Genomic DNA, 21,639 nt, shown 5'->3' on the forward strand with positions numbered 1-21,639 from the left:
TATATGAGGAGGCTGAAAAATGAAACTTTTTATAGACACAGCAAATGTAGAGGAAATAAGAGAAGCAAATGACATGGGGATAATATGTGGAGTGACAACAAATCCATCACTTATAGCAAAAGAAGGAAGAGACTTTAATGAAGTTATAAATGAAATAACTTCTATAGTGGATGGACCAATAAGTGGTGAAGTTATTTCGTTAGATGCTAAAGGCATGATAAAAGAAGGAAGAGAAATAGCTAAAATTCATAAAAACATGGTAGTAAAAATACCAATAACTGAGGAAGGCTTAAAGGCTGTAAAGGTACTATCCAGTGAGGGTATAAAAACAAATGTAACTCTTATTTTCTCAGCAGGTCAAGCTCTTTTAGCAGCTAGGGCAGGAGCTTCTTATGTAAGTCCTTTCCTTGGAAGACTTGATGATATATGTGCAAATTCTATGGAGTTAATTGAATCAATTGTGAATATATTCAACATACATGATATAAAGACAGAAATAATAGCTGCAAGTATAAGAAGTCCAAAACATGTGGTTGATGCAGCTGAAGCAGGCTCACATATAGGGACAATCCCTTATAAAGTTTTAAAACAATTATTAAAGCATCCTCTTACTGATTCAGGAATAGATAAATTTATGGAGGATTGGAAGCAAGCTTTTAATAAATAATAAAGGAGGGGGAAGGTTCCAATGGATATAGATAATTTAGCAATAAACACAATAAGAATACTTTCTGCTGAGGCAATCCAAAAGGCAAAGTCTGGTCATCCAGGCCTGCCTATGGGTTGTGCACCAATGGCATATACACTTTGGAGTAAACATTTAAAGCATAATCCTAATAATTCTAAGTGGAAGGACAGGGACAGATTTGTGCTTTCAGCAGGTCATGGATCAATGCTTTTATATTCATTACTAAACATATTTGGATATGGTGTTAGTGTAGAAGATATTAAAAATTTTAGACAGTTTAAAAGCAAAACACCAGGGCATCCTGAATATGGTTGGACAGATGGAGTTGAAACAACTACAGGACCTTTAGGACAAGGTGTAGGTATTGCTGTGGGAATGGCTATAGCCGAAAGTCACTTGGCAAATAAGTTTAATAAAGACGATTACAAGGTTGTAGACCACTATACCTATGCACTTGTTGGAGATGGTTGTCTAATGGAAGGTGTATCTGGAGAAGCCAGTTCTCTTGCAGGTACATTAGGAGTTGGCAAGTTGATAGTTCTGTATGATTCCAATAATATATCTATAGAAGGAAGTACAGATATTGCATTTAGAGAAAACGTAGCTTTAAGATATGAAGCATATGGATGGCAGGTTTTACAAGTAGATGATGGAACAAACATCAAAAAATTGGATGCTGCAATAAAGGAAGCTAAGTCAGAGATAAACAAACCAACAATAATAATAGTAAAAAACATTATAGGATATGGTTGCCCTCCAAAACAAGGTAAGGCATCTGCCCACGGTGAACCTTTAGGCGAGGAAAATTTAAAACTTACAAAAGAGACGTTAAAATGGAACTATGAACCATTTACTGTACCAGAAGAAGTAAAAATGTATACAAAAGAGTTTAAAGCAAGAGCTCAAAAAGAAGAAGACAAATGGAATAATATGTTTGATAAATACAAAAAGGAATATCCTCAATTAGCGAAAGAGTGGGATGTTTGGTTTAGTGATAAAACAGCAGTTGATCTTCTTAAAAATGAAGATTTTTGGAAGTTTGATAAAGCTATGGCTACTAGACAATCTTCTGGTATTCTAATTAACAAACTTGCGAAGCTTATTCCTAATTTAATAGGCGGATCTGCAGATCTTGCACCATCAAATAAGACATATATGGATGGTAGAAAAGACTTTTCAGCAGAAGATAGAAGTGGAGCTAACATGCATTTTGGAGTTAGAGAACATGCTATGGCAGCTATTGCAAATGGAATGTATCTACATGGCGGGCTTAAGGTTTTTGTATCAACGTTCTTTGTATTTAGTGACTATATGAAAGGTGCCATGAGACTTTCTGCAATAATGAAGCTTCCAGTAATTTATGTTTTAACTCATGACAGTATTGGTGTAGGTGAAGATGGACCAACACATGAGCCTATTGAACAATTAGCTGCTTTAAGATCTATTCCTAATATGACTGTATTTAGACCTGCTGATTCTAATGAAACAGCAGCGGCTTGGTATAGTGCTTTAAATACCAAAAATGGACCAACAGCGTTAGTTCTTACAAGACAAACTCTTCCTTTGTACGAGAATTCAGATAAAAATGCGTTAAAGGGTGCGTACATTTTAAAAGATTCTAAAGATAAGGAGAATCCAGATGTAATACTTATGGCTTCAGGTTCAGAAGTTGAACTGATTTTAAATGCAGCAAAAGAGCTTGAAGGTGAAAATATTGATGCAAGAGTTGTTAGTATACCATCCTTTGAGATATTTGAAGAACAAAGCCAAGAATATAAAAATTCTGTATTACCTAAGAAAGTAAGAGCAAGGGTTGCAGTAGAAGCCGCATCACCTTTTGGTTGGCACAAATATGTTGGGCTTGATGGTGAAATAATTGGTATGGAAACTTTCGGGGCATCGGGAAAAGCAGAGGTTTTATTTAAAGAGTTTGGCTTTACTCTAGAAAATGTAGTAGAAAAAACTAAAATGGTTTTAGATAATTTGAAATAAACATGTGAGAGTTCTAAAGAGGATAATAATATTACCTTCTTTAGAACTTTCTTATTTTTAGTAGAATTATTTTATACAGGAAATACATGCATTATGATATAATAAACTTGTTTTTTTAATTTAGATTAAATGATAGGATTAAGGATTGGATTGATTAAATGAAGTTTTTATATAAATGTATATTATTGATTGGTATTTTCATTACATTGGGTTGTTTTGTTCAATTTATGGTATTTAATAGATTCTTTATTTCTAATAATAATTCATTATTACTAAGTATTAATGAAAAATCTTCAGAGAATGTTAGCATACAGCTTATGGAAAATTTCGAAAAAATTCAGAATTCTCTTAAAATGGTTGCTGAAGATGATGAAATTAGAGAAAATCAAGAGCTTCTTGATAAATTTATTAAAATTGTTCCTGAAGTAGATGTAGTAACAATTCTTAATTCACAGGGAGATATTTTACATGTAGTTGGCAATAAATATAGTCCTAGCATTTCGAATTTAGCATATAGAGATTATTTTCAAAAGGCTATTCATGGAAAGACGTATATAAGCAATGTTTTTACAACTGCCAGAGGATTTAAGGTAGTTGCAATATCAGTTCCAATTGTTAAAAATAATAACATTGCTGGAGTAGTTGTCGGGGTCGTTAAATTGCAAGGCACTTCCTTAGCGTCAATGTTTGATAATAAAAAATTTGGTAAAGACGGTTATATTTCTATTTTAGATAGTCGTGGTTATATTGTTTATCATCCTAATAAAAAACGAATTGGGAAAAAATCTGTAATTTTTAACAATTTACAAGGAAAAGCAGGTTCAGGCATCATGAAAGATTTTTCGAGAAAGGATCAATTCGTTGGTTATAGTAAAGTTAAAAATTTAAACTGGTTTGTAACTGTTAATACTCCTACTGAGGATATAATAAGAAATAGAAATATTATAAATTATGAAATATTGTTATTTTCAATAATCATATGTATTTTGATTATTTTACTTGGTACATATACAATAAGACGTTATACTAAACCTTTGGATCAGATAGTTTTTTCATTTAATGCTTTGAAAGATGGAAAGTACAGAAGGATAGATCAGCGTGATTATAAAAAAGAATTTCATGAAATGGTTCGAGTTTACAACGATGCAGTTGAGGAATTGGAAAAAGAGCATAATAATCTTGAGGAGGCTGCGGGTATCGATTCCTTAACAGGAGCTTATAATAGGCGTGCATTTGATAATTTAATAAGTGTTTTGAAAAAAGAAATAAATAATTGTAGTCTGGAAAGTTTAGGAGTTCTTTTACTAGATGTCGATCATTTTAAGGAATTAAATGACACATATGGACATTTATCTGGTGATAATGTGCTCAAAAAACTTACTCAAATAATGAAGGAAATTTCAGGAGAAAAGTCGGTATTCCGTTTTGGCGGAGATGAATTTACAGTTGTACTTCCAAATGTTTCAGGTGAAAGACTATTATCTATTGCAGAAGCAATTAGATTGAAAAGTGAAGTGTCTTTAGATGGTTGTACTGTTAGTATTGGTTCAACTGAATTTCCAAAAGATACGTGTTCTGTAGGAGAATTATTAGATTTTGCAGACAAGGCTCTTTATTTAAGCAAAAAAAATAGAAATAAAGTAACTGCATTTAAAAATAAACCTGAAAGATAACCTTTAATGGGAGCTTTTCTGCTTACTATACTGTGGAAAATATAAAAAAACAGAAAGGATAAAATTATTGACATAAAATAGACACAAAGGTGTGTTAACATTTATTAATAAAGAGAAACTTATTTTTAGTTCAGAAATGTTTTTTAACACACAAGGAGGAAGCTATATTGGAGGGAAAAAAAGATAAAATTAAGTATTTGATAATCTTAATATATTTATTAGGGTTTATATTTTTTGTTTTTAAAATGTTTTTTTATGCACAATATGTTGCAAGGTTTCCTGATGAAATGCAGCATATTTCATATATTGCTTATCTTGAAAAAGAACATACTATAATTCCTAATTTTGAAGATATGACAACTCTTAAGGAAATCGGTAGCAAGGCTACTAATTCAGCTGCCAATCTTAATAATAAAAATACTACAACTGAATATACCTTCGGAAATGATTTTAATTATTTAGGTCATCCTCCGCTATATTATGATATTATGCGTCTTAGTAAAGCTGTACAACTGAAAAACAATATAATAACTGTTAATATTTTCAAGCTTAGATGTTTTAATATAGTACTTAGCGCAATAGCTATGTTACTTATTTTATATATTGGATACACTAGAATTGGTAGAAATCCAATATTAAACTTATTATATGTAACCATAGTTATATCTGTACCAATGCTAGCATATGGTTCTGCTGGTATTAATAATGACACCTTAGCATTAATTGGATTACCAGTTTTTATATTGGGATTATTACGGTTTTCAGAACAAAAACGTAATTTTAGCACTTATTTTATAATAAGCTTTGGTGTGTTTATTGCATTTATGGCTAAGCTTACAGCGGGAGCAGCGGTTTCTATTTCACTACTATTATATCTTATTTTAATTATTATAAAGGAAAAAAATGCATGGTTTTTAATTTCAAAAAAATTTATTGTGACCTTGCCAATGTATTTAATTACAGCTGCTTATTACATAGTTGTTTATATTCAAACTGGAAGCATTTTACCTACATACAGACGATTAGATCCTAAGGATTTCTATCAGTCGTTCTTTTATGTTCAGGTTTCTAATCGAACGCACATGAGTTTTATTCAATATGCAATATATTTCGCTAAAAATTTTTTGAGAACTTGGACTGGTATTGCATCAAATGTTTCTTTGCTCAAAACAGGAAGTGTTTTTTCGCTAAATAACATAGCAATACTGATACTTTTATTTTTACCCATTATATTGTTATTTCAAACAAAAAAAGCTAAGAATAACTCCTCCGTATTGTTAGTATCAATTTCAGTATATTTTGGATTAGCAATATCAGCTATTATACAATGGCTACGTGCCTATAAAGAATATGTTAATATTTCAGGTTATTTAGGAGGATATCAATCTCGTTATTATCTATGTGGAATAGCGGCAATTGCATTAGCAATTACGGTTGTCATGAAAAACTTTTATGAAAAATTGTCAGTTACCAGCGAGGATAAAAAAGTGCAATCAGCTGGTCAGTATTATGAAGCAAAATATAATATAAATTATAGAAGATTAATATTACATTTTATTTGTTTATTTTTTATTTGTTTACTTTTGTATGAAGATTTTATATATTTTTTAATTCATTTTAAAGATTATTTATAGATGAAAATTTAATGAAATGGAGATAATGTAGTCAATGAAGCTTATAATTCAAATCCCTTGTTATAATGAAGAAAATACACTTCCGCAAACATTTAAGGATCTACCTACTTCTATTGAAGGAATAGATGAAATAGAGTATCTAATAATAAATGATGGTAGTACAGACAATACCGTTAGTGTTGCTAATGAACTTGGTATACATCATGTGGTTTGTTTTAAGCAAAATAAAGGACTTGCAGCAGGGTTTATGGCTGGAATTGATGCTTGCTTACGACTTGGAGCAGATATTATTGTCAATACTGATGCGGATAATCAATATGTTGGTGAAGATATTGCAAAACTTGTTAAACCAATTTTGGAAGGACAATATGATGTGGTGGTTGGAAGCCGCCCAATAGACGAAACTGAACATTTTTCAAAAAATAAAAAATTATTTCAGCATTTAGGAAGTTGGGTCGTTCGGAAAGCTTCAAATACACAAATACCTGATGCACCTAGTGGTTTTAGAGCTTATTCACGTAAAGCAGCAATGAAATTAAATGTAATGAATGAATATACGTATACACTTGAAACAATAATACAAGCTGGACAAAACAAAATAGCTATAACAGCCACACCTATAAGAACAAATAAGCAAACTAGAAAATCCCGTTTGTTTAAAAGTATGCAAGGTTATATAAAGCGTTCATCTATAACTATTGTACGTGCATATATGATGTATAGTCCCCTTCAATTTTTTTGTATACTTGGTTCATTTATTTTTACTGTGGGGCTTATAGTAGCAATAAGATTTTTAGTACTTTACTCACAAGGTAATGGTAGGGGACATGTTCAATCACTTATACTTAGTGCTGTTTTATTGTTACTTGGCTTTCAAACGTTTTTTATGGGCCTTCAGGCAGATTTGATTGCAGCTAACCGAAAGTTATTAGAAGATATTCAATATCGTGTACGTAAATTAGATTACGCTTCAGATAATAAGGAATTAAATATAGAGGATAAAAATGAAGAACAATAATTTTTCAGATGATTGTATTAATAAGCTTATACATAATAAAAAGGTTTTATTTATAACCACAAAAAACATTGATTATATAAGAAATTTTCAAGAAATTAGTTGTATAAAAAAATCAGCACAATTAGTTAAGGTTGTAGGTTATGAGGACAAAAGCTATATTATACGTCTTATTAAAATATATATAAAATTATTGCTTATGCCACTAAGTAAGTATGATTTTATATTTGTAGGTTTTGCTCCACAATTGATTTTACCTTTTTGGGGATTTAAATTTAAAAGTAAGTTTATCGTAGAGGACTTTTTCATATCTATTTACGATACAATGATAAATGATCGAAAAAAATTTAGAAAAAATAGTTTATTTGCTAAAATATTCTTATGGTTAGACAAAATTACACTTAAAAGCGCTGACAAAATAATAGTAGACACTTGTGCTCATGGTGAGTATTTTGTAAGTAAACTTGGGGTCGATAAAAGTAAAATAAATGTGCTATATCTTAAAGCAGATAAAACAATTTATTATCCTAGATTAAGTTCGAAAGCAGATGAATATAATAATAAATTTGTTGTATTATATTTTGGAAGCATCTTACCTTTACAAGGGGTAGATATAATTATGCAATGTGCTGAAAGTATGGAAAGTGTGTCAGCTGTATTTTTTGAAATAATTGGACCTATAAATAATAAACATATGAGTAAATACAGGCATTTAAAAAATGTGAAGTTTGTACCTTGGCTTTCACAGGAGAGCTTAGCAGAAAAAATTGCAGCTGCAGATTTGTGTTTAGCAGGACATTTTAATAATATGATTGAAAAGGCATCTAGGACAATTCCTGGTAAAGCTTACATATACGATTCTATGAAAAAACCTATGATTTTAGGTGATAATTCAGCTAATCGTGAGCTTTTTGAGGAGGATAACGTTAATTATTATTATGTTGAAATGGGTAATTATAAAAAGTTAGAGGAAAAAATACTCTATATTATGGATAAAAAATGTAGGATTAAATTATAAGAAGGGAGTTTACGATGAAAAACAAAAGCATTAAATATTTAGGTTATGTTGTTACAATTATAGCATTTATTTTTATCGGAAAATCCTTTGCGTCAATGAATTTAGACATTAGATATATAAAAAATCCTGTTCAGGCTGTAGTAATTATTATATGCTTATCAATTGGATATGTAGCAATAGTTTTCATATCATCATATGCTTGGAAAACCACATTACAATTTATTAATAAAGGTAAAATATCATTAAAGGAAATTACAGGTGTTTATGTAAAATCAAATATAGGTAAATATTTACCTGGTAATGTTATGCATTTTGCAGGTAGAAACATATTGGCGGGTAAGCTTGGATTTAAACAATTAGATATCACATTTTGTACCATAATTGAAATAATTATGTTGATTTTTACCGATTTTATTTTATCTTTTATATTTGCTATGAAAAACTTTAAAACTGTATTAATGTTTTTGTACTCTAAAATAAACTCTAGTATTGTTTATGGTGTTGCAACAGCTTTAATTGTATTTATAATTTTAGTAAGTTGGATTTTAATTAAAAAAAGTAGATTTATAGAAAATTACAGGCATTTATTCACAAAAGATTTTTTAAAGCTTTTGCTAAAATTGTTTTGTATTTATAGTGTAACGTTAATAATTTCAGGCATTTTTTTAGTAATGATTTTAAAACTAATTTTTGGATACAACATAACTGTTCATATGTTTATGATAACAATTTCTGCATATACAATTTCATGGGTATCAGGATATATAGTACCGGGTGCGCCTGGAGGTATAGGCGTAAGGGAGTCGGTATTACTTTTAATGTTAGAACCATTGTATACAAAGGATATAGCTTTATTAGCATCTATTTTACTTCGCATAACATCAATTTTGGGGGATTTAATAGCATTTTTACTTGAGCCCCTTATTATAAAAATTTTATAATACCTATAGAGAATGTTGTAGGTGGGGCTTTTAATAATTTTTTAGAGAAGCTCTAGTTAAAAAGTTACCGTCTACCTAGACCTTCATAAATAAATCCATGTTCTTTTACTTTTTCCATGTCCAGCATATTTCTCGTATCAATAAGTATCTTATTTTTCATTAGTTTTGCTATGATGTTTAAGTTTAAGTTTCTATATTCATTCCAATCAGTTACTAGCATCAAAGCATCGGCATCATTAACAGCTTCTATAGCATTATCACAGTATATAAGTTTATCACCAAATATTTGTTTAGCATTACTAATTGCCTTTGGATCATGTACTTTTATAGTTACGTTGTTTTCTAGCAGCTTATTTATTATTGAGATAGCAGGTGATTCTCTCATATCATCTGTTTCAGCTTTAAATGCTAGACCTAAAATTGCTACGCATTTATTGCTTAAATCAGGTAGTATTCTTTTTAATTTGTGTATCATTTTATTTTTTTGAAGTTCATTTAAGTTTATAACTTCTTTAACTAAACTCATATTGACATTATATTTGTTTCCGATTTCTACTAAGGCCTTAGTATCTTTGGGAAAGCAGCTTCCTCCATAACCAGGACCTGCATGTAAAAATTTAGGGCCAATCCTACCATCCATTCCCATAGCTTTTGCAACTTGAATAACATTTGCACCAATGGCTTCTGATAGATTTGCAATCTGGTTTATAAATGTAATTTTAGTTGCTAGGAAGGCATTGTTTGCATATTTTATCAGTTCAGCTGTTTCATAATTACACCATACAAAAGGAGTTTCAATTAAATACAAGGATTTATAAATATCCTCGATTATTTCTTTTGATTTTTCTGATTCGTATCCAATAACAACTCTATCTGGGTGAAAAAAATCATTTATAGCTCTGCCTTCCCTTAAAAATTCTGGATTTGAAACAACATCAAAGTTATCTGAATTTGTTTCCTTTTTTATGTAATCTTTTACCCATCTATTTGTTCCAATGGGTACTGTAGATTTAAGGACTATAGTCTTATATCCATTTAAATTTTTGCAAATCTCTTTAACTACATTTTCTACTTGACTTAAATCAGCCTCTCCATTTTCTTTAGGAGGAGTTCCAACACCTATAAATATTACTTCACAATCTTTTAAGGAGGAAGAAATGTCTGAACTGAACCTTAAGCGTTTGCTTTTTAAATTTCTATTTAGATATTCATATATACTTTGCTCATAAATTGGGGAGATACCTTTGTTGAGATTGTCTATTTTTTCTTTATCAATATCAACACCTATAACATCATTACCAAAATCAGCAAAACCTATTGCTGCAACTAAGCCGACATATCCTGTTCCAATTACTGTTATTTTTTTAGACATACGTTTCAACTCCATTTAAAATAATATTATTTAAATACATATGGAAATCTTAAGCCTATAACATGACGAATAGGTGTTCAATATGTAAACATTATATAAACGGATATTCACAAATAAAAAGGTAGTTTCATCATAGGTACAATGGAACGTTATTTAAGATTATTAATAAACACTGCTAATTCAGTTCTATTGTTTAATTCAAGCTTTTCTAATATCTTTGTTACGTAATTTCTAACGGTTCCTTCAGTTAAAAAAAGAATTTTGCAAATTTCCTTATTACTATGACCTTTTGCAATAAGTTTTGCAACTTCCTGCTCTCTGCTAGTTAGTTCAGTTAAAACACTTTTTTCTCTAAAAACACTATTGTAGAAATCATTTTTAATGTTTATAGAATTATAGGCTCTAACCAGCTTTGTTGCTACTTGAGGAGCTAAATGTATATCGCCATTATAAGTTGTTTTAATTGCCTTTATTATATCATCCGAACCTGCATCTTTTAGTATATAGCCGTCGGCTCCGTTTTTTATGCCATTAAATATATATTCATCCTCGTTAAAAGTGGTAAGTATTATTATTTTTACTTTGGGATATAATTTTTTTATTATTCCTGTAGCCTCCACGCCATTCATTACAGGCATTCTAACATCCATAAGAATTACATCTGGCAGACTAATGTTAAGTAAATGAATTAGTTGTTCACCATTTTCAGCTTCAGCTGTGACATTAATATCAGTATCAAGACTTAAAAGCATCTTAAGACCTTCTCTAACAAGATTTTGATCATCAGCTAATATAACATTTATCATTTTTATTTATCCTCCATATACATAGGCACTAGAGCTTTAAGTTTAAAACCTAGATTTTTTTTGCTTTGAAAAGTTACAGTGCCGCCTAAATTTTTTATTCTATTATCAATACCGTTTAAACCTGTTGAATTTAAAATTGTATCACAACCAATCCCGTTGTCACAGATTGTTAGATTAATTAGCAAATTCTCTTCAGTAATAAATATATGGATTTCTGTTGCATTACCATGCTTAATACTATTTGTTAAAAATTCTTGTATAGTCCTATAAAATGAATACTTTATTTTATTATGTATCTTATCAATATTTTTAAAAGAAGAATAAAATATTTTTATATTGTTAAACATATTAAAATTTTGTATAAGCTTATTTATTTCTAGGTTTATAGATTCAATGTATCTATCCTTCTTTAATGCGTTTACTGCATCTCTTAAAGTGGCTATACTAAGCTTTGCAATTTCTTCTGATTTTATGAGAACTTTTTCAACTTTATCAGGATTTGAATTTACAATTTTTTTCGCAAATTCAATATGCATGTTTAAAGCCATAAGAGAGTGACCTAGTGAATCATGAAGTTCCTGGGATACCCGGGCTCTTTCTGTTGAAATTGTTAAATCTTCAACTTGAAGAGAATATTCTTGTAATTTTATGTTGGCTAAATTTAGTTTATGATTAAGTTTTGTTGTTTCCTCTTTTTCAATATCTATAGCCATTATTGAAAACAAAACGCTAAGGATAGAGAAATAAATAACTAAGTTAAGAATAATAGCTGTAAAAGAATTAAAGGTAAAAGGGTGTATGCATATTAAAATTGTTGAAGAAATAAAAATTGTAGCGTGGAGAAATAAAAAAAATTTAAAACGGTTTTTTCTAAAATTAAAAATTTCAAAGAGAGAAAATATCACATAAAGGGTGGTCCCAGTTCCATTAGGAATAGCGTATCTTAAAAAAGTACCAGCTAAGATTGTTATTAATAGTGAAATAAGAAAAGGCTTGGTATTTCTAGTTTTTCTTAACGTCCTAGAGAAGTCATTTATTATTAGGAAGATATAGAAAATAATAAATGAATTCATTGTAAAAGGTGTGGAGTGGAATTTAATGTAAATATCATGAAATACAATAAGTAAAAAGGTATATTTAATTAATGATAAAAAATATTTGCTATATAACTTTGCTTTATCCATTTTTGTCACCAAACTTTTTATAAAAACTTTAAAATACATTATAACATTCATATAGAAATAAAAATATATGACTTTTGTCATATATACAATTTAACTAATGTAACTATAAATTTTTTGATAAAAATTGTAGTATTATTATGAAGGGAGTAATGGGATGAATATATTTACCAAATTTTCACTTAAAAATACTTTCGTAATTTTTTTAATAATATTAATGATTATTGGAGGAGGGATATATTCGGCAAAGAGTATAAATATGGAATCTATGCCGGATGTAAATATACCTCAAATTGTTGTGTCAACAGTTTATCCTGGAGCAGCACCGGAGGATGTTGCAGAAAAATTGTCAAGACCGTTGCAAAAATCCATTTCAGGAGTCAAGGGTGTTAAATCTGTAAAGACTTCTTCAAATGAAAACATATCCATAGCCATAGTGGAATTTGATTATTCTCAAGATATGGATAAGGCAGAGAAGGATGTGGAGACAGCTGTAAGTAAGGTTACAGTTCCAGATAATGCACAAAAACCTGTGGTTTCAAGGATTAGTTTTGGAAGTTTTCCTATAATGACTTATTCAATCAATAGTAATATGAATTTACAGAAGCTTACTCAATTTGTGGACAACAAATTGCAACCAAAACTCACAGGTGTTTCGGGGGTATCAAGCATAGATGTTCAGGGAACTAATTCAAACAACATATATATAAAGCTAGATGATCAAAAATTAAAAGATAATAATTTAACTGTTCAAAATATTAAAGATGCCTTAGCAGCAAATAATATATCAATACCAGCTGGACAAGTAGATATGAATGACAAATCTATTCCAATTAGAGTGTCAAAGCAGGTAAAAAGCATTGATGACATAAAATCAATACCTATAGTTATTGCACCAAATCAAACAAAGATTATGGGAGATGCTTTTAATAAAGTTGGAGATGGCATGGGGCAGCTTAGTCAAGGCATGAGCCAACTTGGAAGTGCAGTTGGACAAATGGGACAAGGAATGAATCAATTAGGACAAATGGTTGGAGGCAATACTCAGGCAGTAGCTATGTTAGATGCTATACAGCAGCTTGAATCAGCAAAGCTTGAACAAGAGAGAGCTCTAGATACTTTAAATGCTCAGTTAAGCGGAGCAACAATGAAAAATGATACAGCTACAGTAGCTAAATTGAAAGTTTCAATAGCACAAATAAATGGTGGAATAGCACAAATAGATGGAAAGATAAAAGAAACTCAAGATTCATTAAATGGAGTATTTACTAGTATGCAGCAGTCTGCAAATCAAGCGAAAACACAGAGCAGTACAACCCCTAAAACAGCAGAAACATCAAAAGTAAGTGACAATACACAAGGAAATAGTAGCATTTCGCCTAATGCGTCAATTTCAACAGTGTTTTTAAAGGATTTGGCAAATATAACAGATGAGGCAGGGGAAAGAAGTTTTTATACAAGATCTAATTATAAGGATGGTATAGTATTAAACATATATAAGACGGATGATGCAAATACTGTTAATGTTTCAAAAGATGTTGAGGATGCATTAAAGGAATTAACTAGTGAGAATCCAAGTGTTAAATTTAATAAGATAAATGATTCTGCAAAATATGTAACTAGTTCGGTTAATGGAATGGTTAGAGAAGGTGTACTTGGAGCCATTTTTGCAATAATTGTTATAGCCATTTTCCTAAAAGATATAAGAGCCACAGTTATTGCTATAGTCTCTATACCTCTTTCAATACTTATAGCCCTTATTTTAATTCCTAGATTTGGCATAACACTTAATACCATGTCTTTAGGTGGTATAGCAGTTGCGGTAGGGCGAATAGTTGATGATTCTATTGTTGTTATAGAAAATATTCATAGGAGGATAATAAAGGGCGATGTTAAAAAAGAAGATTTACTGAAGACAGCTACAGCAGAGGTAGCATCAGCAATAACTTCTTCTACAATAACTACAGTAGCTGTATTTTTACCATTAGCTTTTGTAACTGGAATAATAGGAAAGATATTTGTTCCTTTTGCGTATACCGTTGTAATATGTATATTAGCATCCTTACTTATGGCAGTAACAGTAGTACCTGTAATGAGTAAATATCTAATTTTAAATAAAAAGGTTAAACATGTACAGAAAGAAAACAAAGCAGCAGTAATTTATCAGAAAGTGTTGAATGGAGCTTTAAATCACAGAGCTTTGGTTATTATGTTAGCATTGGCACTTCTAGTATGTTCTTTTGGACTTATTAGTAAGGTTGGTGTGCAGTTCATGCCTTCAGAAACACCAAGTGTATTAAATGGCAAAATTACCATGCAGCCAGGTACTTCTCTTAGTAAAACTAATGATCAGGCACTAAAGTTTGAAAATTATTTAAAGGGAAGAAAAGATGTTGATACAGTAGTAAGTTCCATAGGTGATACAAGTTCTAGTGGAAACATTTTATCATCTCAAAGTGAAAATGTAGCATCTTTTACAATTATTCTTAAGGATGGGTATGACAAAGAAAAAGCTACCAATGAAATTGAAGGTAAAGCAAATACTATGAATAATAAAGAAGAAGCCTTTACTATAACTCCTCAGAGTACTATGGGAGGAGGACAGGATAATATTAATATTGTTGTTAAAGGAAACAGCTTAGATGACATAACAAAAGCTGCTAATAAAATAACTGATTCTTTAAAAGGAGTAGCAAATTTATCAAATTTGACAAATAGCTTATCACAGAAAAAACCAGAGATTTCGGTAAACATTGATAATGAAAAAGCAGCACAAAAAGGTATAACTCCTATAATGGCAGCGGGAATTGTAAGAGGACTTACAAATTATGACAATGTTATGACACTTCAAGATGGTAACAGAAATGTAAATGTACTTATGGGATATAATAAGGCAGATTTAGATTCTATAGACAAAGTGAAAGCTATAAAAATACAAGGAATGGGAGAGGCAACTGCTCTCGGTGATATTGCAGATGTAAAATTAGCTGATGGACCTGTGTCTATATCAGAGCTTGATGGAACGCAATATGCAAGTATAACGGCTGATATAAAAGGTAAGGACACTTCAAAGGTATCCAAGGAAGTAACGGATAAAATTGATGCAATTAAAGGTGGTTTACCAAAAGGTGTAACTTATTCAGATGGAGGAAGCACAAAGAGTATACAAGATGGCTTTTCTCAGATGGGAATGGCTATGCTTGTAGCTGTATTTATGGTTTATATAATTATGGTTCTTGCATTTGGAGAGCCTAAAGCACCATTTGCGATTTTGTTCTCATTACCTTTTGCAGCAGTAGGCGCAGGTTTTGCATTGTTTATAACAAATCAACCACTTACAATGCCTGGACTTATAGGTATGCTTATGTTAATTGGTATAGTTGTAACAAATGCCATTGTACTTCTAGATAGGGTTCAAACTAATAGAAAAAATGGAATGAATGTTAGAGATGCTTTGTTAGAAGCTGGGTCAGTAAGGCTTAGACCTATATTTATGACTGCTATTGCTACCGTAATGGCTTTAATGCCACTAGCATTAGGATTTTCAGAAGGGGCAGTAATATCACAAGGATTAGGTATTATTGTTATAGGAGGATTAGTAGTTTCTACAGCATTGACATTAATAATTGTACCAGTTATGTATAGTATATTAGAACGTGATAAAAAACCTTTTATAAATAAAAATGATGAAGAAAATTATTATATATCATAAATAAAAGAGGCATTTTAGCTAGAAGTAAGTTAGTTAAAATGCCTTTTTATTAGTGAAAGGTAGTTAGAATAAGAAAATGTTAAGAGGATACATCAATACCTCTATGTTCAACAGCTGTAGAAAAAACTATTTGTGTCTCTGTGTTTCCAAACTTTTGTAACTCTCCAATAAAAGTATCAAGTTCTAAAGTTGTGTGATAGGCAACTTTTATAAGCATGGAATATTTTCCCGTTACACAGTTACATTCAAGAACATTAGGACAGGCTTCTATAAATGGATAAAATTGAGGTTTTTGTTTTGGTGTCATTTCTAGATTAATAAATGCTTTAATGTTATACCCTAATTTTAGAGCATCAACATGTGCAGAATAACCTGTAATAATGCCTAACTCTTCTAATTTTAAAATACGTGAAGACACAGCGGGTGTTGATAAAAAAACTTCCTTTGCTAAGTGTTTAAGTGAATAACGCGCATTTTTTTGTAAAAGTTCAATGAGCTTTAAATCGACTTTGTCCATATTAATATTAGTGAAAAAACAATTTGTATGCCTTTTTTCACTAACATTCACCTCTTTTCTTTATATTAATAGCAATGTATAAAAATACTATATAATTGCATCATTATTCAAATTTATTTTTAATAATATATTAATATAATAAAGTTTTAATAGGAAATATACAATAAATTTCTAGTTGATTAATTAAAAATATTAATTATTTGCTGTTCAAATAGGATTTTTAGCACATGTAATATATAAAATCTGCTTCTTAAGAAAATTAACTTAAAGTGCATATTAATCAATTTAAATTAAGTATAACACGTATATTTTTAGCTTTTATTCACAATTTTGCTTTAAAGATTTACATTGAAGCAAATCAGTGATAACCTCACTATGGTAATAATATGAGAAATGAAAGCGAGGCATTTTACATGGAAACAAGAATAGAATCTGACTCCATAGGAAGTATGAAAGTCCCAATAAATGTTTATTATGGTGTTCAAACCTTAAGAGCTAATAATAACTTTCATATTACAAATAAAACAATCCATCCAGAACTTATAATAAGTCTTGCTGAAATAAAAAAATCAGCAGCTATTACAAATAAAAACGCCAAAAAATTAAATCCTAAAATTGCAGATGCAATTATAAAGGCCTGTGATGAAATCATTTCAGGAAAATTTCATGATCAATTTATAGTTGATCCTATTCAAGGTGGTGCAGGTACTTCCGCAAATATGAATGCTAACGAAGTCATAGCAAATCGTGCTATTGAGATACTTGGAAAAGTTAAAGGTGATTACAGTGTTGTTAATCCAAATGATCATGTAAATATGGCTCAATCCACTAACGATGTGTTTCCAACAGCAGGGAAACTTGTTATTTTAAAAATTTTACCAAAGGCGGTTTCGGAACTAGAACGTTTATATAATGCTCTTGAATTAAAATCTTTAGAATTCGACAATGTTGTGAAGATGGGACGAACACAGCTTCAAGATGCAGTGCCAATTAGACTTGGACAGTCATTTCATGCTTATGCATCAATGGTAAAACGTGATATTAATCGATTAATTAAGGCTGAAGATGAGATGCTTACTTTAAATATTGGAGCAACGGCAATAGGAACTTCTATTAACGCAAGTGTAGAATATTTAAATAACATAACGTCTAATCTGCAAAAAGTAACAGGACTTAATGTAGTTCAAGCAGAGGATTTAATTGATGCAACTCAAAATCTTGATGGATTTGTAACTGTATCAGGAATTTTAAAAACATGTGCAGTAAATTTATCTAAAATGGCAAATGATTTAAGGCTATTGTCAAGCGGTCCTAAAACTGGTTTAGGTGAAATTAATTTGCCTTCAAAGCAAAATGGATCCTCGATTATGCCAGGTAAAATAAATCCTGTTATTCCAGAAGTGGTTTCTCAAGTAGCTTTTAACATTATGGGAAATGATTTTACAATAACTATGGCAGCAGAAGCAGGTCAATTGGAACTTAACGCTTTTGAACCGGTTCTTTTCTACAATTTATTTGAATCAATTGAAACCCTAAGAAATGCCACTAATACTTTTGTAGATAATTGCATTGTAGGAATCACTGCCAACAAAAATAGATGTGAAGAACTTTTAAATAGTAGTGTTGGAATAGTAACAGCATTATGTCCTTACATTGGATATAAAAAATCTGCAGATATTGCAAAAAAGGTTTTAAAAACTGGTATGCCACTTAAAAAAATCATATTAAACGAAGGAATTTTAACTTCTAAAAAACTAGAAGAAATATTAAATCCGATTTTAATGACAGAAGTAGATAAATCCTCAGTTTCGGATGAAAAATTAAAAGCTGATAGATGTGCAATATGATTTTAGATTTGCATTAAAGTCTTGACAGCATAAAAAATGAGACCTATAATTATGAACAAGTTAAATAATAAATGTGTTGATTGAGAAAAGTAAATTTCATAGCACTTAGTAAGAGACTTATCATTTGGTGGGAGATAAGATTTGTGAAGAAATTGAAAATCACTCATGAGTAACTTTAGCTGAAGATATAATTATTGTGTAAGCATAGTCGGTAGCAACCGTTATATTGCAAAATATTGAATAGGATTTTTCTTGAGATATTTTGAGAGGTTACTTTTTAAGTAACAAGTAGAGTGGTACCGCAGAGTTTTTAGACTTTGTCTCTAATTAATTTAGAGACAAAGTCCTTTTATTTTACAAAAAAATATAAATAATTGGGGGCAAAAAGAATGAGTAATTACAGTGTATTTTTACCAAGCTATAGTATAGGAGAGGATGTTTACAAAGAAATTCCTAAAATTTGTGAAGCATATGGGAAAAAAGCAGTAGTGGTTGGTGGAAAAACAGCCATGGCAAAAGCTAAGGAAGCACTTTTAGAAGGCATTAAAGATTCAAATATAGAAATAACAGATTTCGTATGGTTTGGTGGTGACTCAACCTATGAAAATGTAGATAAATTAAAAAATAATCCAATAGTTGCAAGTGCTGATATGATATTTGCTGTTGGCGGTGGAAGAAGTATTGATACAAGTAAAACCATGTGTGATCAAACAGGACAACCAATATTTGTATTTCCAACAATAGCTTCAAATTGTGCAGCAATAACCGTAACAACAGTAATTTATGATAATACTCATGTATTTAAAGAGTTATATTTTCCTAAGAAACCTGCAACGCATAGTTTTATTAACACTAAAATAATATCAGAAGCACCAAGTGATTTTATTTGGGCTGGTATTGGCGATGCATTGTCAAAAGAATATGAATGTACATTTTCATCAAGAAATGATGAACTTGACCATACTAATCTTTTAGGTGTTGATATAAGTCGTAATTGTGTAGAACCACTTTTGAAATATGGTAAAAAGGCATATGAAGATGGTAAACTTCACAGAGTATCAAATGAATTAGAACAAGTAATTCTTAATATAATAATCACCACAGGACTTGTATCAGTTTTTGTTATAAATGATTATAATAGTTGTCTTGCGCATTCAGTGTATTATGGGTGCACTACGTTAGAAAAGATAGAAAAAAGGCATTTACATGGAGAGGTGGTTTCTTATGGTGTTTTGGTCATGTTAACATGTGACAAGCAATATGAGGAACGTGATAGAGTTTATAAATTTAATAAAAGCATTGGACTTCCAACTTGCTTAGCTGATATTGAGGTAGAGGAAAAGGATCTTGATAAGGTACTTGATAAGGCCATGGAAACAGGTGATATAAAACATGTTCCATATGAGATAACAAGAGAAATGATTTATAATGCAATAATGGATTTAGAAAAGGTGACATTGTAATATTGTTGTATTGAATCATGGTAGTTAGAAATTGCGGAGCAACTGATTAAAGCTTTTTACTCTACTACGTGAGTAAAAAGGTTAAAGATTGGCAAAGGCTTTCTTTAACCTTTTTATCTAGCTTTAGCTATGATAAAAATCTTTAACTCTTGTTTCGCAATTTCTTTATATTAAGAAAAAAATTTAATGTATTTATCGATCTAGAATTGGAGTGATATTAATGGATTCTATGGACTATAAAATATTGGAGTGCTTAAAATCTAATGCGAGAAGTAAGGCCTCAGCAATAAGCAAGGAAATTCATTTATCTGTTTCAGCAGTTATTGAACGTATCCGTAAAATGGAGGCAAATGGTGTAATAAAAAACTATACAATAGTATTAGATGAAGGCAAATTAGGAAATGACACTAGTGCCTTGATGGAAGTTAGTCTTGATCATCCCAAATTTTATGAATCATTCACTAATGCAATTAAAGAAAATGAAAAAATAATTTTTTGTTATTATCTAACGGGTGATTTTGATTTTATGCTTAAAATACTTTGTAAATCATCAGAGGATTTAGAAAAAATTCATCGTCAGATAAAAAGTTTAGAAGGAGTATCTAGGACCAAAACCTACTACATTTTAAAAGATGTTAAAGAGTAATATTATGGACGTTAGCTAATGCAAAATTAACAAATCTAATAATGCAAAATTATAAAACTAAAAATTTTACGGCGTATATAATAATAAACAGTAAAAAATATTGTGAAAATCATGATAAAAAATAAATTATACATAAATTGCAGAAAATATTGAAAAAAACAATTTAATAATATACTATGTATTCATACAATATCGTTAAATAAAAACATAAATTGATATTAAAAATAAAAAAATACCCATACAAAAGTATGAGTTTGTTAAAATTATAGGAGGAAAGTTAAATGGAAAATTTGGGGTATTATAATGGAGAGTATGATTTAATCGAGAAGATGAAAATACCAATGAATGATCGTGTATGTTATTTTGGTGATGGAGTTTATGATGCAACTTACAGTAGAAATCATAATATATTTGCATTAGATGAGCATATTGATCGTTTTTTTAACAGTGCAGGTTTATTACAAATTAAAATTCCATACACAAAGGAAGAATTAAAAGCTTTACTTAATGAAATGGTTAAAAAAGTTGACTCTGGAGACCAATTTGTATATTGGCAAGTTACAAGAGGAACAGGAATGCGTAATCATGCTTTTCCAGCAGATGATGTAAAAGCAAATGTTTGGATTATATTAAAACCTTTAAAGGTAAAGGACATGTCACAAAAATTAAAATTGATTACATTAGAAGATACAAGATTTTTACATTGTAATATAAAAACTTTGAATCTATTACCAAGTGTAATAGCAGCACAAAAAACTGAAGAAGCAGGATGTCAAGAAGCAGTATTCCATAGAGGAGACAGAGTAACTGAATGTGCTCATAGTAATGTATCAATTATAAAAGATGGTATTTTAAAAACAGCACCAGCAGATAATCTAATTTTGCCAGGTATAGCAAGAGCACATCTTATAAAAATGTGCAAAAAGTTTGAAATCCCTGTAAATGAAACAGCATTTAGTTTAAAAGAATTAGTTGATGCAGACGAAGTTATAGTTACAAGTTCAGGTCAATTTTGTATGGCAGCATGTGAAATAGACGGAAAAGAAGTAGGTGGTAAAGCACCAGAACTTGTTAAGAAATTACAAAATGCATTGCTTGATGAATTTTTAGAGGAAACAAATTAAGTTTAGAAAC

Annotated in this window: 16 protein-coding genes and 1 other annotated feature; of the genes, 12 read left to right on the forward strand and 4 right to left on the reverse strand. The window is 30.1% G+C overall.

The annotated features are described in order from the left end of the window. Positions 1-19: 19 nt before the first annotated feature. The 7 genes from fsa to B8978_RS10275 all read left to right on the forward strand — a co-directional run bounded on the left by fsa (position 20) and on the right by B8978_RS10275 (position 8,961). Positions 20-667 carry a fructose-6-phosphate aldolase gene (gene fsa / locus B8978_RS10245; protein ID WP_084115825.1) on the forward strand — a complete coding sequence of 216 codons (648 nt, stop codon included), beginning with the start codon at positions 20-22 and terminating at the stop codon, positions 665-667. 21 nt (positions 668-688) lie between these two features. Further along, positions 689-2,680 (forward strand): transketolase, encoded by a 1,992-nt coding sequence (gene tkt, locus B8978_RS10250; protein WP_084115827.1) that lies wholly within the window; start codon positions 689-691, stop codon positions 2,678-2,680. 158 nt (positions 2,681-2,838) lie between these two features. Beyond that, positions 2,839-4,353, forward strand: a complete 1,515-nt coding sequence (locus B8978_RS10255) for a sensor domain-containing diguanylate cyclase (RefSeq protein WP_084115829.1) — start codon at positions 2,839-2,841, stop codon at positions 4,351-4,353. A 167-nt stretch (positions 4,354-4,520) separates the two neighbouring features. After that, positions 4,521-5,987, forward strand: a complete 1,467-nt coding sequence (locus B8978_RS10260) for a hypothetical protein (protein WP_084115831.1) — start codon at positions 4,521-4,523, stop codon at positions 5,985-5,987. Positions 5,988-6,021: 34 nt separating this feature from the next. Beyond that, positions 6,022-7,005 (forward strand): glycosyltransferase family 2 protein, encoded by a 984-nt coding sequence (locus B8978_RS10265; RefSeq protein ID WP_084115833.1) that lies wholly within the window; start codon positions 6,022-6,024, stop codon positions 7,003-7,005. Next, on the forward strand, positions 6,992-8,020 hold the full coding sequence (locus B8978_RS10270; protein WP_084115835.1) for a glycosyltransferase family protein: 1,029 nt from the start codon (positions 6,992-6,994) through the stop codon (positions 8,018-8,020). Before B8978_RS10265 ends, B8978_RS10270 begins: the two co-directional genes overlap by 14 nt. Positions 8,021-8,034: 14 nt before the next feature. After that, complete coding sequence (locus B8978_RS10275) at positions 8,035-8,961, forward strand: CAAX protease (RefSeq protein ID WP_084115837.1); 927 nt, start codon at positions 8,035-8,037, stop codon at positions 8,959-8,961. Positions 8,962-9,025: 64 nt separating this feature from the next. On the opposite strand, the gene B8978_RS10280 is transcribed toward B8978_RS10275, so the two are convergent. The 3 genes from B8978_RS10280 to B8978_RS19850 all read right to left on the reverse strand — a co-directional run bounded on the left by B8978_RS10280 (position 9,026) and on the right by B8978_RS19850 (position 11,852). Continuing rightward, positions 9,026-10,333, reverse strand: a complete 1,308-nt coding sequence (locus B8978_RS10280) for a UDP-glucose dehydrogenase family protein (protein WP_084115839.1) — start codon at positions 10,331-10,333, stop codon at positions 9,026-9,028. Between the two features lie 149 nt (positions 10,334-10,482). After that, positions 10,483-11,139, reverse strand: a complete 657-nt coding sequence (locus B8978_RS10285; protein WP_084115841.1) for a response regulator transcription factor — start codon at positions 11,137-11,139, stop codon at positions 10,483-10,485. A 2-nt stretch (positions 11,140-11,141) separates the two neighbouring features. Next, entirely contained in the window at positions 11,142-11,852 is a 711-nt protein-coding gene (locus tag B8978_RS19850; protein WP_176212676.1) for a sensor histidine kinase, read from the reverse strand. Positions 11,853-12,477: 625 nt separating this feature from the next. Here B8978_RS19850 and B8978_RS10295 point away from each other — a divergent pair. After that, positions 12,478-16,032 (forward strand): efflux RND transporter permease subunit, encoded by a 3,555-nt coding sequence (locus B8978_RS10295; protein WP_084115845.1) that lies wholly within the window; start codon positions 12,478-12,480, stop codon positions 16,030-16,032. A gap of 79 nt (positions 16,033-16,111) precedes the next feature. Here B8978_RS10295 and B8978_RS10300 read toward each other — a convergent pair whose 3' ends face one another. Continuing rightward, on the reverse strand, positions 16,112-16,549 hold the full coding sequence (locus B8978_RS10300) for an Lrp/AsnC family transcriptional regulator (protein WP_084115929.1): 438 nt from the start codon (positions 16,547-16,549) through the stop codon (positions 16,112-16,114). Between the two features lie 413 nt (positions 16,550-16,962). Here B8978_RS10300 and B8978_RS10305 point away from each other — a divergent pair, with 413 nt between their 5' ends. From B8978_RS10305 to B8978_RS10320, 4 genes are all read left to right on the forward strand, one after another. After that, entirely contained in the window at positions 16,963-18,396 is a 1,434-nt protein-coding gene (locus tag B8978_RS10305; RefSeq protein WP_084115847.1) for an aspartate ammonia-lyase, read from the forward strand. 67 nt (positions 18,397-18,463) lie between these two features. Next, positions 18,464-18,724, forward strand: a binding site (T-box leader). 61 nt (positions 18,725-18,785) lie between these two features. Next, positions 18,786-19,859, forward strand: coding sequence for an iron-containing alcohol dehydrogenase family protein (locus B8978_RS10310; protein WP_084115849.1), 1,074 nt, complete (start codon positions 18,786-18,788; stop codon positions 19,857-19,859). A gap of 220 nt (positions 19,860-20,079) precedes the next feature. After that, on the forward strand, positions 20,080-20,505 hold the full coding sequence (locus B8978_RS10315) for an Lrp/AsnC family transcriptional regulator (protein WP_084115851.1): 426 nt from the start codon (positions 20,080-20,082) through the stop codon (positions 20,503-20,505). A 281-nt stretch (positions 20,506-20,786) separates the two neighbouring features. Beyond that, positions 20,787-21,629, forward strand: coding sequence for a D-amino acid aminotransferase (locus B8978_RS10320; protein ID WP_084115853.1), 843 nt, complete (start codon positions 20,787-20,789; stop codon positions 21,627-21,629). The last annotated feature ends 10 nt before the right edge of the window (positions 21,630-21,639 follow it).

It is taken from the genome of Clostridium acidisoli DSM 12555 (assembly GCF_900176305.1).
Classification (GTDB): Bacteria; Bacillota; Clostridia; order Clostridiales; family Clostridiaceae; genus Clostridium_I; species Clostridium_I acidisoli.

What these genes read in the sequence shown, in the direction of transcription:
- B8978_RS10285 (WP_084115841.1), bottom strand. Translation starts at nt 11,139, where the DNA reads ATGATAAATGTTATATTAGCTGATGATCAAAATCTTGTTAGAGAAGGT.
- B8978_RS10300 (WP_084115929.1), bottom strand. Translation starts at nt 16,549, where the DNA reads ATGGACAAAGTCGATTTAAAGCTCATTGAACTTTTACAAAAAAATGCG.
- B8978_RS19850 (WP_176212676.1), bottom strand. Translation starts at nt 11,852, where the DNA reads ATGGCTATAGATATTGAAAAAGAGGAAACAACAAAACTTAATCATAAA.
- B8978_RS10295 (WP_084115845.1), top strand. Translation starts at nt 12,478, where the DNA reads ATGAATATATTTACCAAATTTTCACTTAAAAATACTTTCGTAATTTTT.
- B8978_RS10265 (WP_084115833.1), top strand. Translation starts at nt 6,022, where the DNA reads ATGAAGCTTATAATTCAAATCCCTTGTTATAATGAAGAAAATACACTT.
- B8978_RS10280 (WP_084115839.1), bottom strand. Translation starts at nt 10,333, where the DNA reads ATGTCTAAAAAAATAACAGTAATTGGAACAGGATATGTCGGCTTAGTT.
- B8978_RS10275 (WP_084115837.1), top strand. Translation starts at nt 8,035, where the DNA reads ATGAAAAACAAAAGCATTAAATATTTAGGTTATGTTGTTACAATTATA.
- B8978_RS10305 (WP_084115847.1), top strand. Translation starts at nt 16,963, where the DNA reads ATGGAAACAAGAATAGAATCTGACTCCATAGGAAGTATGAAAGTCCCA.
- B8978_RS10320 (WP_084115853.1), top strand. Translation starts at nt 20,787, where the DNA reads ATGGAAAATTTGGGGTATTATAATGGAGAGTATGATTTAATCGAGAAG.
- tkt (WP_084115827.1), top strand. Translation starts at nt 689, where the DNA reads ATGGATATAGATAATTTAGCAATAAACACAATAAGAATACTTTCTGCT.
- B8978_RS10255 (WP_084115829.1), top strand. Translation starts at nt 2,839, where the DNA reads ATGAAGTTTTTATATAAATGTATATTATTGATTGGTATTTTCATTACA.
- B8978_RS10315 (WP_084115851.1), top strand. Translation starts at nt 20,080, where the DNA reads ATGGATTCTATGGACTATAAAATATTGGAGTGCTTAAAATCTAATGCG.
- B8978_RS10270 (WP_084115835.1), top strand. Translation starts at nt 6,992, where the DNA reads ATGAAGAACAATAATTTTTCAGATGATTGTATTAATAAGCTTATACAT.
- fsa (WP_084115825.1), top strand. Translation starts at nt 20, where the DNA reads ATGAAACTTTTTATAGACACAGCAAATGTAGAGGAAATAAGAGAAGCA.
- B8978_RS10310 (WP_084115849.1), top strand. Translation starts at nt 18,786, where the DNA reads ATGAGTAATTACAGTGTATTTTTACCAAGCTATAGTATAGGAGAGGAT.